This window comes from Trichlorobacter lovleyi, from assembly GCF_015239775.1.
GTDB classification, from domain to species: Bacteria; Desulfobacterota; Desulfuromonadia; order Geobacterales; family Pseudopelobacteraceae; genus Trichlorobacter; species Trichlorobacter lovleyi_B.
Window position 1 is genome coordinate 359534 of record NZ_CP058409.1, and the last position, 14315, is coordinate 373848.

Annotated in this window: 13 protein-coding genes; 11 read left to right on the forward strand and 2 right to left on the reverse strand. The window is 58.4% G+C overall.

Annotated elements, in window-relative coordinates; genetic code table 11:
• Window positions 1-37: 37 nt before the first annotated feature.
• Window positions 38-691, reverse strand: a complete 654-nt coding sequence (gene elbB / locus FY034_RS01750; RefSeq protein WP_265553287.1) for an isoprenoid biosynthesis glyoxalase ElbB — start codon at window positions 689-691, stop codon at window positions 38-40.
• Window positions 688-1605, reverse strand: a complete 918-nt coding sequence (locus tag FY034_RS01755) for an NAD(P)H-binding protein (RefSeq protein ID WP_265553289.1) — start codon at window positions 1603-1605, stop codon at window positions 688-690. Before FY034_RS01755 ends, elbB begins: the two co-directional genes overlap by 4 nt.
• 67 nt (window positions 1606-1672) lie before the next feature.
• On the opposite strand from FY034_RS01755, the gene FY034_RS01760 reads away from it, so the two are divergent.
• The 11 genes from FY034_RS01760 to FY034_RS01810 all read left to right on the forward strand — a co-directional run bounded on the left by FY034_RS01760 (window position 1673) and on the right by FY034_RS01810 (window position 14289).
• A complete protein-coding gene (locus FY034_RS01760) occupies window positions 1673-2251 on the forward strand; it encodes a hypothetical protein (protein WP_265553291.1) in 579 nt (192 codons plus the stop codon).
• A gap of 69 nt (window positions 2252-2320) precedes the next feature.
• The gene (locus FY034_RS01765; protein ID WP_265553293.1) at window positions 2321-4081 is read left to right on the forward strand and encodes a cytochrome c3 family protein; all 1761 of its coding nucleotides are present in this window, start codon (window positions 2321-2323) and stop codon (window positions 4079-4081) included.
• Between the two features lie 21 nt (window positions 4082-4102).
• On the forward strand, window positions 4103-6421 hold the full coding sequence (gene lon, locus FY034_RS01770) for an endopeptidase La (protein ID WP_265553294.1): 2319 nt from the start codon (window positions 4103-4105) through the stop codon (window positions 6419-6421).
• Between the two features lie 2 nt (window positions 6422-6423).
• The gene (locus tag FY034_RS01775) at window positions 6424-7197 is read left to right on the forward strand and encodes an MlaE family ABC transporter permease (RefSeq protein WP_265553295.1); all 774 of its coding nucleotides are present in this window, start codon (window positions 6424-6426) and stop codon (window positions 7195-7197) included.
• Between the two features lie 8 nt (window positions 7198-7205).
• Window positions 7206-7955: an ABC transporter ATP-binding protein gene (locus FY034_RS01780; protein ID WP_265553298.1), complete on the forward strand. Its 750-nt coding sequence runs from the start codon at window positions 7206-7208 to the stop codon at window positions 7953-7955.
• Between the two features lie 139 nt (window positions 7956-8094).
• Window positions 8095-8460, forward strand: a complete 366-nt coding sequence (locus FY034_RS01785; RefSeq protein ID WP_265553300.1) for a hypothetical protein — start codon at window positions 8095-8097, stop codon at window positions 8458-8460.
• Between the two features lie 29 nt (window positions 8461-8489).
• A complete protein-coding gene (locus FY034_RS01790) occupies window positions 8490-9572 on the forward strand; it encodes an MlaD family protein (RefSeq protein ID WP_265553302.1) in 1083 nt (360 codons plus the stop codon).
• 19 nt (window positions 9573-9591) lie between these two features.
• Window positions 9592-11094 (forward strand): M16 family metallopeptidase, encoded by a 1503-nt coding sequence (locus tag FY034_RS01795; RefSeq protein ID WP_416222776.1) that lies wholly within the window; start codon window positions 9592-9594, stop codon window positions 11092-11094.
• A complete protein-coding gene (locus FY034_RS01800) occupies window positions 11091-12506 on the forward strand; it encodes a M16 family metallopeptidase (RefSeq protein ID WP_265553305.1) in 1416 nt (471 codons plus the stop codon). Before FY034_RS01795 ends, FY034_RS01800 begins: the two co-directional genes overlap by 4 nt.
• 107 nt (window positions 12507-12613) lie before the next feature.
• Window positions 12614-12895 (forward strand): flagellar biosynthesis anti-sigma factor FlgM, encoded by a 282-nt coding sequence (locus tag FY034_RS01805; RefSeq protein ID WP_265553307.1) that lies wholly within the window; start codon window positions 12614-12616, stop codon window positions 12893-12895.
• Window positions 12896-13134: 239 nt separating this feature from the next.
• A complete protein-coding gene (locus FY034_RS01810; protein ID WP_265553309.1) occupies window positions 13135-14289 on the forward strand; it encodes a hypothetical protein in 1155 nt (384 codons plus the stop codon).
• Window positions 14290-14315 lie beyond the last annotated feature (26 nt).

The window sequence follows — 14315 nt, forward strand, 5'->3', positions numbered from 1 at the left end:
GCAGCTACCCTGCAACCGGCGTTTTCAGTCTCCGGCATCAGGCCATCTCAACCACGGCCTTGACGCACTTCCCGATCCCTTCATACACCTCGGAAATCCGTCCTGCCAGCATGTAGGCAGGGGTGGTCACGATCCTGTTGGCCTGATCCACCACAAAACCGTTCGCCGGGCAGTCCTGATGTTTTGCCCCGGTTTTTTCCAGCTCTGCAGCAGTGGCAGGATCAGTGCCGATGGTCAGGGTTGGGGCTGCCTCTTTACCCAGGATGGCGGCGATCAAGGCCGGTGCAATGCAGATGGCGCCGATCGGTTTCCCGGCAGCATGGATCTCCCGTGTCAGGCGGGCCACTTCCGGGTTGACCGAGGCCGCAGCCCCTTTCAGGCCAAAGTCGCACAGGTTCAGGGCCGCACCAAAGCCGCCGGGGAGGACCAGGGCATCCAGCTCAGCCGCCTGTACCTCGCTGATGTTCCTGATCTTGCCGCGGGCAATCCGGGCTGATTCCACCAGCACCCTGCGCTTGGCTCCGGTCAGCTCCATGCTGCAGTGGTTCATCTCATTCAGCTCTATGTCCGGGGCCATGCAGACCGCCTCGGCACCGGCCTGGTCAATGGCCAAAAGAGCACAGACCGCCTCATGGATCTCACTGCCGTCACGGAAACCGCAACCTGAAAGTATCACTCCGATCTTTTTCATAAAGAACCTCCTGCATGTTGTTCGGCCAGGGCCGTTCGTATGGCGTCGTCGTAGGGGGTCAGCCGGATCGGCAGCAGTTCCCGGATCCGGGTGTCCCGGCAGATTACTTCATTCTTCAGTCCTTCAATCAGGGCAATGGCAATGGCCGGCTTGACCGGTGTGACCAGCCCCACCCAGTAGGAAGAGAGCTTTGGCGTCAACACCGGCACCGGAATGATCCAGAGCCGTTTGCCTTCCAGCACCGCAAACCGCTCCATCATCTCCTTGTAGGTCATGATCTCGGGACCGCCGATATCAAAGGTACCGCCGGCGGTTTTGGGTTCTTCCAGGCAACCGGCCAGATAGGCAATCACATCAGCCACGGCGATCGGCTGGTTGCGGGTGCTGACCCAGCGGGGGGTAATCATGACCGGCAGCCGTTTCACCAGGCTGTGCACCATCTCATAGGATGCGCCGCCATAGCCGATGATCACGGCAGCCCGCAGGAAGGTGGTGCTGAAACTGCCGCTTTGCAGGATGTGAGCCACCTCAAGACGACTGGCCAGGTGGTGGGAGAGGTTGTCGCCGGTCTCACCCAGCCCGCCCAGATAGATGACCCGTTTGACGCCGGCCAGATCTGCGCTGGCAACAAAGTTGCGGGCCGCCTGACGGTCCTGCTCCGCAAAATCGCCTCTGCCCTGTCCCATTGAATGCACCAGATAGTAGACCGTATCAATCCCGTTCAGGGCAACCGGCAGGCTGGCAGGCTCCAGCAGATCAGCCTGAACCTGCTCGACCTCGGCCGGCAGATCTGAAGGGCGGCGTACCATGCAACGCACCCGGTAACCCCGCTGCAGCAGCTCTTGCACCAGGCGCCTGCCGATAAAGCCGTTTGCGCCGGTGACCAGTATGGTGGTCTGTTCCTGTCTGATCATAGTAGCGCTATTCTGCCACAAATTCTGATGCTGGCAAGTGGACAGTTTGTGTGGCACACTGTTTGCCATGCCAGCCAAAACTCCGCTCCAGATCGCCTGTCAACAGGTACTGCAAGAGGATAGTTCGGTCTTCTCAATCCAGTGGACCGACCTGCCGTCTGAACTGGCTGGTGAGCTGACGCCGTCCTGTCTGCTTGAACGCTATCTGGACGCCATCAGACGGATGACCTGGGGGCTGATCCGGCCAAAGGTAACGGCTGTCGGGATCAGCTTCGGACTGTTTGGTCGGCTTTCCCTGCTCTGCTTTCTCAAGCCTGAGCCGGAAGGTGACTGGCTGGCCCTGCGGATCTGCGGTGGCCTGCTGGTGCAGCGGGATCAGTGTGAGCGGGGCGAACTGGCCTTTCGCTGTGAGCCGTTACCTGACGGTCCGGTCAGGGTGACCCTGCGGCTGTCGGATTACTGCCCGCTGCTGCTCGGTTCACAGCGCCCTTCTGTTGTCCGGCGCTGGCTGTACCGGCTGACCCAGGCGACCCTGCACCGCCTGGTAACGGTCCGTTTTCTGGCCCTGCTATACCGCGAACTGGGGGGCGGTCTCCGCCGGGTCGAGACGGTGCAGGTTCGGGTCAGGGAAGGACGAGTGACCTGACGGATTGCAGTGAAGACGGGGCTGTGCTACCATAAACCCCCGGTTTTTGCGCTACAAGGAGGCGTTGCCATGCTTTACAGACTGCTTAGCCTTTCCCTCCTGCTGATGTCATCTGCGTTGCCTGCAGCCGCTGCCGCTACGGGTAACAGCTGCCTTGTCTGTCATGAAAACCGGCAAAAAATGAAAGAGCTTGGTTTTCCCCACTTTGCCGTAACACAACAGGAAGTCCAGGCCCAAACCCGTATGCCGGCCGACTGTAATCAGTGCCATCTCGGCAACCCTGAAGCCGGCAGCAAGGAGGAGGCCCACAAAGGGCTGGCCCGCTTGCAGCTGGTCCGGAAAAAGGGGCTGACCGCCGATATCACCACGCCCCGTAAATTTCCATTGGAATATGGTGCCGACCAATCAAACCGGCTGCAGATTGTAACGGAACGTGATGGTAAAAAGGTCGGTGATGCCTCGGTGGCAGCCATTCAGTGGCATGACAAGACGGCCGATATGCTGACTCAGAATTTTGAAACCATGCGGAAGACCTGTGGCAGCTGCCATCCGGGAGAGTTTGAGGAGTTCAGCCATAGCACCATGGCAACAAATGCCAAGCAGAGCCAGTACAAAGGGTGGACTGATCCAAAGCGTGGTCCTCACAACTGCGGGCCCTGGTTTGAAGGCAATTTTGACGGCATGCAGGCAAACACCGCCGTTCCCATGTCACAGGAGGCGCACAAGGTAAATCAGAAGGCTTGTAATACCTGCCATGTCGGCTGCCTTGACTGTCACTTCAACCCACAGCCAAAGGACGCGAAAAACCAGAGCGTCGGGGCCCATAGCTTTGCAAAGACCCCTCCATCACTCAGCTGCTACGGCAATGGCCGGGCCTCCATCTGCCATGCGGGTCCTGAAGACCGCCGCCGCGGGGCCGGCTACTTTGGCGCATCTTTTTCATTCCCTGAGGGCAACCAGCCGGATCTGCACCTGAAGGCCAAGGTGGGCTGCCTGGATTGCCATGAAAGCACCAGGACCAACAAGAAGCTGGGGCACGCCAGCGTGGTACGGCAGGCTGAAGGCTCCTGTGTCCGCTGCCACCAGCAGGCGGTGACGAAGCATGCCGCGTCGCTCCACAGAAAACTGACCTGCGAGGCCTGCCATATCCAGCAGGTGGCCGGGTATCAGGGAACCTACTGGGGGCCGGGCAAGATCGGCGGCGTTGTCACCCCGTTTTTCAAGTTCAAGGCCTACTACGGCATCATGCCGCAACCGATCCTGATCAGGGACCAGAAGGGACGCTGGATACCGGTCAAACCGTTTCCGATGGCAGCGATGAATCAGAAGGCGTCCCCCTTCAAGCCGGGACTGTACTGGCGTTATCCCGCCGGTCTGCCGGCTGGAGAGCGCAGCGATGATGCCTGGGCCTACACCGGTCTCCATGGTGGCCTGCCGGAGAACAACAAGGCCCTGACCTGGATTCAGATTGACAAAATGTCCCACAAGCTGGGCAAGGCCCGCAACTGCGACTCCTGTCATGCCGACCTGCTGACCGGCAGTCAGGTGCAGCAGGTGACCTGGGAGTATACTGATCCCGGAGCCGAGGCATTTAAAGGCAGCCATACGGTTGTTGCGTCAAAACACAGTCTGAAAATCAAGGATATCCAGGCCCTTGAAAGGATAGAACTGGAAAAGGGGTATACCCTGTCGGCCTTTGCCCCTTGGGCCTATCTGGATGTCTGGGAGGTCTCCGGTGACTTTTCGATTCCGGTCCCTGCGGACAAGGCCGCCTATACTGTCCTGAAGTCTGATCTGAAAAAGGCCAGGGCCAGTAAGCTTCTTCACTAAGTACAGGAGACGATGCATCTTATGCCCCATAATGAACTGACCATACCTGCTATCCTGCCGCTCTATCCGCTGAAGGATATGGTGGCCTTCCCCTACATGGTGTTTCCGCTCTACCTGGATGAACCTGAACTGGCCCCGTTCCGTGCTGCCCAAGACCAGTATGACGGCTTTGTCGCGGTGTCGTTTCCCCGTAAAGAGCCGCAGGGCAGCGATATTCTGGCAACCCTGCATGAGATCGGTACGGTCTGCCGGGTAACCCAGATCAAAAAGGTCTCCGGCGGTCGCTTCAAGGTGACCCTGGAGGGGATCAACCGGATCAGGCTGATCGAGCTGGAGCGGGTGGCCCCCTATCCGCTGGTGCAGGCGGCAGTGGTGCGGGAGTTCGCTGAAAAGGGGCTGGTATCCGAGGCCCTGGTGCAATCGTTGATCGGTCTCCTGAAGATCTCGCTCTCCTACGGCAAGCCGTTGCCGGATGATGTGATGAAGATGATTGACTACATCGACAACCCGGCCCGCCTGTCCGACCTGGTGGCCCTGTATGTCAACCTGCCCCAGTCTGATCTGCAGGAGCTGCTTGAGACGGTTGATCCGCTGGAACGGCTCAAGAAGGTCTATGTCCACCTGACCAACGAGGTGCAGAAGCTGCAGGTGCATGGTGAGATGAAGACCGAGCTGAACAAGCGGGTCGGTAAGAACCAGAAGGATTACCTGCTGCGGGAACAGATGAAGCAGATTCAGGAGGAACTGGGAGAGGAAGATCCCCGCAATGCCGATGTGACTGATCTGCGCAAGCGGATTGACGAGGCGGAGATGCCGGAAGAGGTGCGTAAGATCGCCCTCAAGGAACTGAAGCGGCTGGAAAAGATCAATCAGGCCTCGCCGGAGTACAACGTCAGCCGCACCTACCTGGATTATCTGGCCGGGATGCCCTGGTCCATCTCCACCGAAGATTCGCTGGATATCACCAAGGCCGAGGCGGTGCTGGATGAGGACCACTATAACCTGAAAAAGGTCAAGGAGCGGATCCTGGAGTTTCTGGCAGTGCGCTCTTTGAAGGATACCATGAAGGGGCCGGTCTTGTGTTTTGTGGGGCCGCCGGGGGTGGGCAAGACCTCGCTGGGACGCTCGATTGCCCGCTCACTGGGGCGCAAGTTTGTGCGGGTCTCACTGGGCGGCGTGCGGGACGAGGCCGAGATTCGCGGCCACCGCCGCACCTACATCGGTGCCCTGCCGGGTCGGATCATCAAGGAGATCTACCGCTGCGGTTCCAACAACCCGGTGCTGATGCTGGACGAGATCGACAAACTCTCCCACGACTTCCGCGGCGATCCCTCCTCAGCCCTGCTGGAGGTACTGGACCCGGAACAGAATTTTTCCTTTCAGGACCACTACCTGGATGTGCCGTTCGATCTCTCCAAGGTGATGTTCATCACCACGGCCAACCAGATGGACCCGATCCCCGGCCCTTTGAAAGACCGGATGGAGATCATCCGGCTGGCAGGCTACTCCAGTGAGGAAAAACAACATATTGCCAACCGTTTTATCATCCCCCGCGAGATCGAGGAGAACGGCCTGGCCAAGACCCCGCCCGGCTTTACGCAGGAAGGGCTGATCAAACTGATCCGTGAATACACCCGTGAAGCCGGGGTCCGTAACCTGCAGCGCACCATTGCCCAGGTGCTGCGCAAACTGGCCAAGGAGGTCACCCAGGGTAAGCCGTTGCGCGAGCAGATTACCCCGGAGGTGGTGGCAGAACTGCTGGGACCACGCAAATTTCATGACGAGGTGGCGGCGGAATCTGACCGGGTAGGGGTGGTGACCGGGCTGGCCTGGACCGAGACCGGTGGCGACATCCTCTTCATCGAGGCCACCAGCATGCCGGGCAAGGCGGAACTGATCCTGACCGGGTCGTTGGGGGATGTGATGAAGGAGTCGGCCCGGGCGGCCCTTTCCTACATCCAGGCCCATGCCGCGGAGTTTGGCATACCTGATGGCGTTTTTGAAAACCGTACCATCCATATCCATGTCCCCTCCGGCGCTATTCCCAAAGACGGTCCCTCTGCCGGTGTCACCATGGTCACGGCCCTGGTCTCCCTCTTGACCGGCAAACCGGCCCGCCGCACCGTGGCCATGACCGGTGAGATCACCCTGACCGGCCGGGTACTGGCGATTGGCGGCCTGAAGGAAAAGGCGCTGGCTGCCCACCGGGCCGGGGTCAAGATCGTGCTGGCCCCCACCCGCAATCGGGACGACCTGGAGGATATCCCGGAGAATGTCCGTCAGGAGCTGGAGTTCCAATTCATTGATGAGGCGGCTCAGGCCGTGGCTGCGGTGCTGTAACCATGATCAGGCTGTCTGCCATTGACCAGCAGATGCTGGGCTTTTTTGCCCGGTTCCAGGCATTCTTTTTCCTGGCATGGCAGGCCTTTGTCCGCATCTTTCACAAGCCGTATTACTACCGCGACTTTGCGATCCAGTTTGACAAACTGGGGTTTTCCTCGCTGTTTATCTGTGTGCTGACCGGCCTGTTTACCGGCATGGTCATGGCCCTGCAGGCCCTGATCCAGCTTAAGCCGTTTGCCGCCACCAGCTATGTGGGCGGCATGGTGGCGGTCACCATGATCAAGGAGCTGGGACCGGTGCTGGCCGCCCTGATGGTGGCCGGCCGGGTCGGTTCCGCCATCACCGCCGAGCTGGGCACCATGGTGGTGACCGAGCAGGTGGATGCCATGCGGGTTGAAGGCACCGACATCATCCAGCGTCTGGTGACGCCTCGCCTGAAGGCGATGCTGCTGGCCCTGCCGCTGCTGACGATCATCACCGATGCGGTCTCCATGCTGGGGGGCTACCTGATCGCCTCAGGGTACAGCATCAGCCCGGTCATGTATCTCTCCACCTTTACCCAGTTCATGGTGCCGCTGGATTATCTGGAAGGGGTCACCAAGCCGCTGGTCTTCGCCTTCCTGATCACCATGATCTCATGTCAGACCGGCCTGAACACCGGTGGCGGCGCCGAAGGGGTCGGGGCGGCAGCCAAACGGGCGGTGGTGCTCTCATCGGTGCTGGTGCTGATGTGTGACTTTTTTATTGCCAAGATCTTTGTGGTGTTCAGGTGAACCGGGCGATGGAAGAACAGTGCATACGGATGGAAAAAGTCTGCTACTCGGTTGGCGGCCGGGTCATCCTGAGCGACTTCGACATGGAGCTGGAACGGGGGGTGAACCGCACCATCCTGGGGGTGAGCGGCTCAGGCAAGACCACCATCCTGAAATTGATCCTGGGGTTGATCCATCCGCAATCGGGCAGAATAAGCATTAACGGCATGGAGATAACCAACAGGCCGGAGTCCGCGTACCGTGAGCAGCGCAAGAAGATTGCGATTGTGTTTCAGGGGGGGGCACTGTTTGACTCCATGACCGTGGGGGAGAATGTCGGCTACCGGCTGTTTGAAGAGGGGCGTTTGTCCCAGGCCGAGACTGAAGAGATCGTACGGGAGAAACTGCGCTTTGTGGGGGTGGAGCCGGCCCTTGACCTCTACCCGGCAGAGCTGTCCGGCGGCATGAAGAAACGGGTGGCCATTGCCCGGGCCCTGGCAGCCGACCCTGAGTACATCTTTTTTGATGAGCCCACCACCGGTCTTGATCCGATCGGGGTCTACAATATTGTCTCCCTGATGAACCGGTTGCAGGAGGCGGGCAAGACCACCCTGATGGTGACCCATGATCTGCCCACGGCCTTTGCCACCTCGCAGCGCTTCTCCCTGATCCATGAATCACGGCTGGCCTTTGAGGGGACCGAAGCAGAGTTGCGGAGCTGTCCGCTGCCCAATGCACAGGAGTTTTTACAACCGACGGCAAAGTCGCTGTTCGTGTAAAGTCAATTCCAATTCAAGGCGCTATCGTCGCTGGCCCGCCTTTGGCTCTTCAACGTACTGCGTGTAGGCCTGCGTCGCCAAACTCCTCGCCGCCTGGACAGCATCCCTGAATTGGCATCGGCATGAGGGTGATGTTGCTATGAAGTTTACTCCATTGCTGATTTTTGTGTTGCTGATCGCCGGTTGCGCCCATGCGCCGCTGCATGAAAAGGACTATCAGCGCTGGTGGTGTGAAAAACATGGCGGCGAGCTGGAGCATCGGTTGCCGGATAACACGCGGGTTGACTGCCTGACCAAAGAGTATGCGCTTGAGGTGGAGTATGCCCCGAAGTGGGCCGAATCGATCGGTCAGGCACTGTATTATGGGCAGAGTACCGGACGTAAACCGGCTGTGCTGGTGATTGTGCGGGACAAGGACGATGAGCGTTTTTTGAAACGGCTGAGGGCGGTGGCAAAAGAACAGGGAATCAAGGTCTGGACGGTGCGGCCAAAGGATCTTGAATAGCCGGCTGCTGTGTAAGGAAGGGTACGTCTATGGAACGAAGCAATCAGATCGGCTGGGCCCAGGTACGGGCCGGGGTATTCATCCTGATTACGCTGCTGCTGGCGGCAGGGGCGATCCTGCTGATGGGGCAGAAGACCAAGCTGTTTATCCCCACCAGCACCATCCGCATCACCATGAAGAACGTGATGGGGTTGAAGGAGGGGGCACCGGTCTGGCTGGCAGGGGTTGATGTGGGGGTGGTGCAACAGATCCGCTTTGAGAATCCCCGTGACACCAATGAAGTGCTGATTGTTGCCGAGGTTGACTCCAAGGCCCACAAGAAGATCGGGCCGGATTCGGTCATCACCATCAAGACCCGTGGCCTGATGGGGGAAAAGTACGTCGATATCCTGCCGTCCGCCAGCTATTATGACCACCCGGCCAGCCGGTTTAACGGAAAGGCCGTGCATACCCTGGATGATGTGGCCCAGAAGGCCGGCGCCACCTTTGAAAAACTGAACAGTATCGTGGATAACGTGCAATCCGGCAAAGGAACGCTGGGGCTGCTGGCGACCGATACCAAGTTGTATATCAATGCGGTACAGCTCTCCAGTGAGCTGAATATCCTGGCCGGCAACATCAACCGGGGCCAGGGCACCCTGGGCAAGCTGGCCCGCAGCGGGGAGCCGTACGACAAGCTGATGCAGATCCTGAGCCGGGCTGACAAGACCCTGCAGGATATCCAGACTGCGGATGGCAGCTTGAACCGCCTGGTCCATGACAAGACTCTCTATACCAAGCTGGTCAGTCTGGCAGAGAAGAGCAACCAGGCCGCTGATGATGTGCGGGAGCTGAACCGCAGGTTGACCTCAAAGGACACCACGCTGGGGATGCTGCTGAGCGACAGGGAACTGTACGATAAGGGGCTGTCGCTGATCACCCGGGCTGATAACTCCATGAAGGATCTGGAAAGTACCGCGGCCAGGATCAAGGCCGGTGAAGGCACGGCAGGGAAGCTGATCAATGAAAAAGAACTGTATGAGAAACTGAACCGCGCCGTGGACAACATGGATGCCCTGATGGTGGACATCAAGAAGAACCCGGGCCGGTATGTCAAGCTGTCACTGTTTTAGAAAGGGATACTGAACCATGATGCAGCGTGTTGTCAAAACCATTGCCGGTCTGTTCCTGCTCCTGTTCATCGCCGCCCAGGCGGTGGCTGCCAACCTTGAGGACAAGGTGGTGGAACATACCTTTAAGAACGGCCTGAAGTTGTTGATGGTGGAACGCCACAGCTCACCCACGGTCTCGGCCTGGATCCGTTTCAGAGTTGGGAGTGTCCACGAGCGCAGTGATGAGCGGGGGATTGCCCACCTGCTGGAGCATATGCTGTTCAAGGGGACCAAGACCCTGGGCACCAGGGATTACGGGGCAGAGGCCCCGTTGCTGGAGAAGATTGAAGAGACGGCCCAGCGGATGCTGGCTGAAGAGGCCAAGGGGAGCGGGGCTGACAAGGCGACGCTTGCCAGCCTGCGGGCTGAGCTGGCCAGGCTTGAAAAGCAGGCGGAGCAGTATGTGATCAAGGATGAATTTTTTGATCTCTATGCCCGCAACGGCGGTTCCGGCTATAACGCCTTTACCAGCCGGGATGGTACCACCTACCTGATCTCACTGCCTGCCAACAAGCTGGAGCTGTGGGCCGCCATCGAGTCCGACCGGATGAAGAACCCGGTGCTGCGGGAGTTTTATACCGAGCGTTCGGTGGTGATGGAGGAACGGCGGCGTTCCTATGATGCCGAGCCATCGTCCAAGTTGTGGGAGACCTTTGTGGCCGCCGCCTACCAGACCCATCCCTATGGCCAGCCCACCATCGGCTGGAGTTCGGATATCAGGCAGCTTTCCCGCACCAAGGCCGAGTCGTTCCTGAAGCGCTACTACGCCCCCAATAACGCCATTGTGGCGGTGGTGGGGGATATCAGGCCTGCTGATACGATTGCGCTGGTGGAACGCTACTTCGGCGATATCCCCCCCGGGACTCCGGTGCCGGAGGTGGCGGCACAGGAGGAGCCACAGCAGGGCGAACGGCGGGTTGAGGTGCTGGGTGATGCCGAGCCGGAACTGATAATCGGCTTTCACAAGACCGCGCTGGGGGCTCCGGATGACGAGGTGTTCGACCTGATCGCGTCAGTCCTGGGGCAGGGCCGCACCTCACGGCTCTACCGTTCGCTGGTACTGGAAAAACAGCTGGCAACCCAGGTTTCGGTCTTTGATGCGCCGGGTAACCGCTACCCCAACCTGTTTGTGCTGTATGCCTCGCCCCGCGCCCCCCACACCGCTGCCGAGGTTGAACAGGCTTTACTGGCCGAGCTGGAACGGCTGAAAAAGGAACCGGTGAGCCAGCAGGAGCTGCAGCAGGTACTGAATCAGCTTGAGTTTGAAGAGGCTCGCCGGATGGGAACCAACGGTGGTCTGGCCCGTAATCTGACCGAGTATGAGGCCATCGCCGGCAGCTGGCGCTACCTGACCAGCTACCGTGCCAAGCTGACAAAGATCACCCCGGCTGATATTCAACGGGTGGCACACCAGTATTTTACCCGTGAAAACAGGATTGTGGGTACCCTTGTGACGAAAAAACAGGGAGGTGCCCAGAAATGAAGCTCCGTGTACTCCTTGTCGGGCTGATCAGCATCTTCTGTCTCTCTGCAGCCTCTGCCGCAGAGTTGGCCAATCCCCGCAATATGACCTTCCCGGCCTTGAGCTTTAGCATTCCCAAGGCGGAGCGGGTGTTGTTGCAGAACGGTATGCCGGTGTATCTGCTGCAGGATCACGAACTGCCGATTGTGACAATCTCTGCCTTGATCCATACCGGTTCGGTGTATGATCCGGCAGACAAGAGCGGACTGGCGGTCTTGACCGGCTCCCAGCTGCGCGGTGGCGGCACCAAAGAGCTTGCACCGGCCGCCCTGGATGCTGAGCTTGAGTTCATGGCCTCCTCGGTGGAAAGCTCCTTTGGCAGTGATCTGGGGACGGTCTCCCTGAGCAGCCTGACTAAAAATCTTGATCGCACCCTGCAACTGTTCAGCGATGTCCTGTTCCGGCCGCGCTTTGATGAAAAACGGCTGGAGGTGGCCAGACGGCAGGCGCTTGAGATGATCCGCCGCCAGAATGACGACCCCAAGGAACTGGGGGACAGGGAGCTGCAAAAGGCGCTCTATGCCGGGCATCCGCTGGGGGTCATCCCCACCGCTGCCACCGTGGCCGCTGTCAAGCGCAGTGACTTGCAGGCGTTTCATCAGCGTTTTGTCCGCCCGGACAACATGATCCTGACCGTTGCCGGTGATTTTGACCGGACGAACATGCTGGCAGCGCTGAACCGGCTGGTGGGGTCTGTCCATACAGCCGGGGAATTGCGGCTCCCCGTGATCCCCCAGGTGAAGCTGCAGTTTGCACCGGCTGTGTTGTATGCCCCCAAGCAGGTCAATCAGTCCGTGATCAGGCTAGGACATCTGGGGATCACCAAGGATGATCCTGACCTGTACGCCATTCGGGTGCTGGATTTTATCCTGGGTGGCAGTTTTACCTCGCGCTTGATGATGGAGATCCGTACCAATCAGGGACTGGCCTATAACGTGGGTAGTCATTTTGATGTGGGGCGGCACTTTATTGGCAGCTTTACGGCAGAGACCGAGACCAAGGCCGAGGCGACGGCGAAAACGATCGGTCTGATGAGTTCCATCATCGCAGCGATCCGCACAGAGCCGGTGAGTGAGCAGGAGCTGAAGCTGGCCAAGGACTCGATCATCAATTCGTTTTTGTTCGGTTTTACCACTCCGGCCTCCGTTGTTGTTCAACAGGCTCGACTGGAGTTTTACGGGTATCAGCCGGAGTATCTGGAGCGTTACCGGGAGCGGATCGCTGCGGTGACCCGTGAAGAGCTGCTGCAGGCAGCAAAGAGGCACCTGCATCCTGAGGCCTTCAAGCTGGTGGTGGTGGGTGATCAGAAGGGATTTGACAAGCCGCTCTCAAGCTTTGGTACGGTTATGACCCTTGATCTGAAATCGGACTAACTGCCTGCTGTTTGCGCCGTATCTCCGCGTTTCCCGCGTGCAGCAGCTTTTTTAGGTTTAAGATTTTTGGCAGGGTTGCCGAAAGGATAATTAATGGAGGTCTTGCCATGCGAATAGACAGCGCAACTACAGCAATTTTTGGTGCCCAGCCGGTCATGAAGACGGCAAAAAGTGAGGCCAGCCGGTCGGTGCAATCAACCGCTGCGGTGCAAAGCCCGTTCAGCGTCCAGTTGACCAATATGGTTGAGAAACTCTCCGGCGTTCAACCATCCAGCGGCGAGATCCGCCCCGAGAAGGTGCAGGATATCAGCCAGCAGCTGGCCAGTGGCAGTTACAATATCAGCGGCCAGGATGTGGCTGAAAAGATGTTGATGGCCCTCACGTCCTGATTAAATAGCCACAAGCTCTGAATAAAGAAGGCCCTGCCGGGTAACCGGCAGGGCCTTCTTTGTGTTTCGTCGTCCAGGCCCGGACAGCGCCTTCCGGGCACCTCATCGCACGGAGTATTCTGCAACTCCCCTTTGATTCAAAACATGCCGGCTACTGCTACAGGATAAATGAATGCTTGACAAAATACCGGTGTCGTAGCATCAATATATATAAATATATAAATATATGGGTGGTGCCTATGTTAAAACTTATTCTGTCATGCATTGTTGCATTATCGCTGGCCGTCGCTGCCGTGCCTGCAGAAGCTACCTTGACGACCTCGCTACAGGATCTGGTTGTACAGGGGAATGGGTTGCGTTCTTCACTGGCAACCATTCAGGTCAGTAACGGCGGTGTCTGCGGCCAGCTCGGAACGCTTAACACCTCAATCGAAGACTACCTGATGGTTGTGCAGGGTGTTTATAGCCAGCTTGCCGCTCCGCTGACCCTTACCTCTGCCGATCTGACCTCGCTGGAGGATCTGTCCGGGATCGCCCGTGACCTGGCCGCTGATTCCATCCGTCTGTCGTTGGAGTTACGCACTGTTGAGGGGGTGGCGGATCTGTTTGAATATCGTTCCGCCCTGAGCGCCATGTTGCGGTTATCTGATGATATCGGCACGATGGCGGACCGGATTCTGGAAATGGCTGACCGGATCCTGGCCATGGCCGATAATATCGGGCTCATGGCGGACCGGATCCTGGCTACGCAGAGGATCCAGGCCGCAAATATCGCCCTCACCCAGAACGCAATCCTGAGTACCCAAACAAACATGATTGCCCTCAGCAAGAGTCTGTCAACCATCGGCTACAACCTCACGCTGGGGTTGTTGTTGGCTGATACCCAGTTTCAGGTGGCAGAGATGGGGCAGCTCACGCTTGATACATCCAATGCAGCTGCCACCTTGAGCTACCTTGAGACCAAAACGGCGGCACTCTCAGCACGTGTGCTGGTGGTGTATGACCTGATAACCAAGGACAGCCAGCAGGCAAGCCATTACGTTGATGGCACCACCCTGACGTACCTTGGCGACCTGACCGTGGCTCAAAAGCAGTTTGCGGCTGTACTTGAGACCTATGCCGCCACCATCAGCCAGATTGCGCCGCTAATGCAGACGCCGCTGCTCTCTGATGCCACCCGTAGCATGCTCCGGTTGACGGCAGATATTAACACGATGTCCAAGCGGATTGTGGAGATGGGTGACAAGATTATTGTCATGGCAGACAACATCGGCATCATGTCGGGCCGGATTGTGGAAACCCAGGTGATTCAACGCGAAAATGTGGCGCTGACATTGAGTTCTGCCCAGGCAGCCCAGAGCACCATGCTTGCACTGATCAAAAATATGAACTGACACCAGCCGATAGCGGCATAGGGAGA

Bases quoted from the DNA above. Each gene is read 5' to 3' on its own strand.
- elbB (WP_265553287.1), bottom strand. From the start codon at position 691: ATGAAAAAGATCGGAGTGATACTTTCAGGTTGCGGTTTCCGTGACGGC.
- FY034_RS01790 (WP_265553302.1), top strand. From the start codon at position 8,490: ATGGAACGAAGCAATCAGATCGGCTGGGCCCAGGTACGGGCCGGGGTA.
- FY034_RS01805 (WP_265553307.1), top strand. From the start codon at position 12,614: ATGCGAATAGACAGCGCAACTACAGCAATTTTTGGTGCCCAGCCGGTC.
- FY034_RS01785 (WP_265553300.1), top strand. From the start codon at position 8,095: ATGAAGTTTACTCCATTGCTGATTTTTGTGTTGCTGATCGCCGGTTGC.
- FY034_RS01755 (WP_265553289.1), bottom strand. From the start codon at position 1,605: ATGATCAGACAGGAACAGACCACCATACTGGTCACCGGCGCAAACGGC.
- FY034_RS01810 (WP_265553309.1), top strand. From the start codon at position 13,135: ATGTTAAAACTTATTCTGTCATGCATTGTTGCATTATCGCTGGCCGTC.
- FY034_RS01800 (WP_265553305.1), top strand. From the start codon at position 11,091: ATGAAGCTCCGTGTACTCCTTGTCGGGCTGATCAGCATCTTCTGTCTC.
- FY034_RS01780 (WP_265553298.1), top strand. From the start codon at position 7,206: ATGGAAGAACAGTGCATACGGATGGAAAAAGTCTGCTACTCGGTTGGC.
- FY034_RS01795 (WP_416222776.1), top strand. From the start codon at position 9,592: ATGCAGCGTGTTGTCAAAACCATTGCCGGTCTGTTCCTGCTCCTGTTC.
- FY034_RS01760 (WP_265553291.1), top strand. From the start codon at position 1,673: ATGCCAGCCAAAACTCCGCTCCAGATCGCCTGTCAACAGGTACTGCAA.
- FY034_RS01765 (WP_265553293.1), top strand. From the start codon at position 2,321: ATGCTTTACAGACTGCTTAGCCTTTCCCTCCTGCTGATGTCATCTGCG.
- lon (WP_265553294.1), top strand. From the start codon at position 4,103: ATGCCCCATAATGAACTGACCATACCTGCTATCCTGCCGCTCTATCCG.
- FY034_RS01775 (WP_265553295.1), top strand. From the start codon at position 6,424: ATGATCAGGCTGTCTGCCATTGACCAGCAGATGCTGGGCTTTTTTGCC.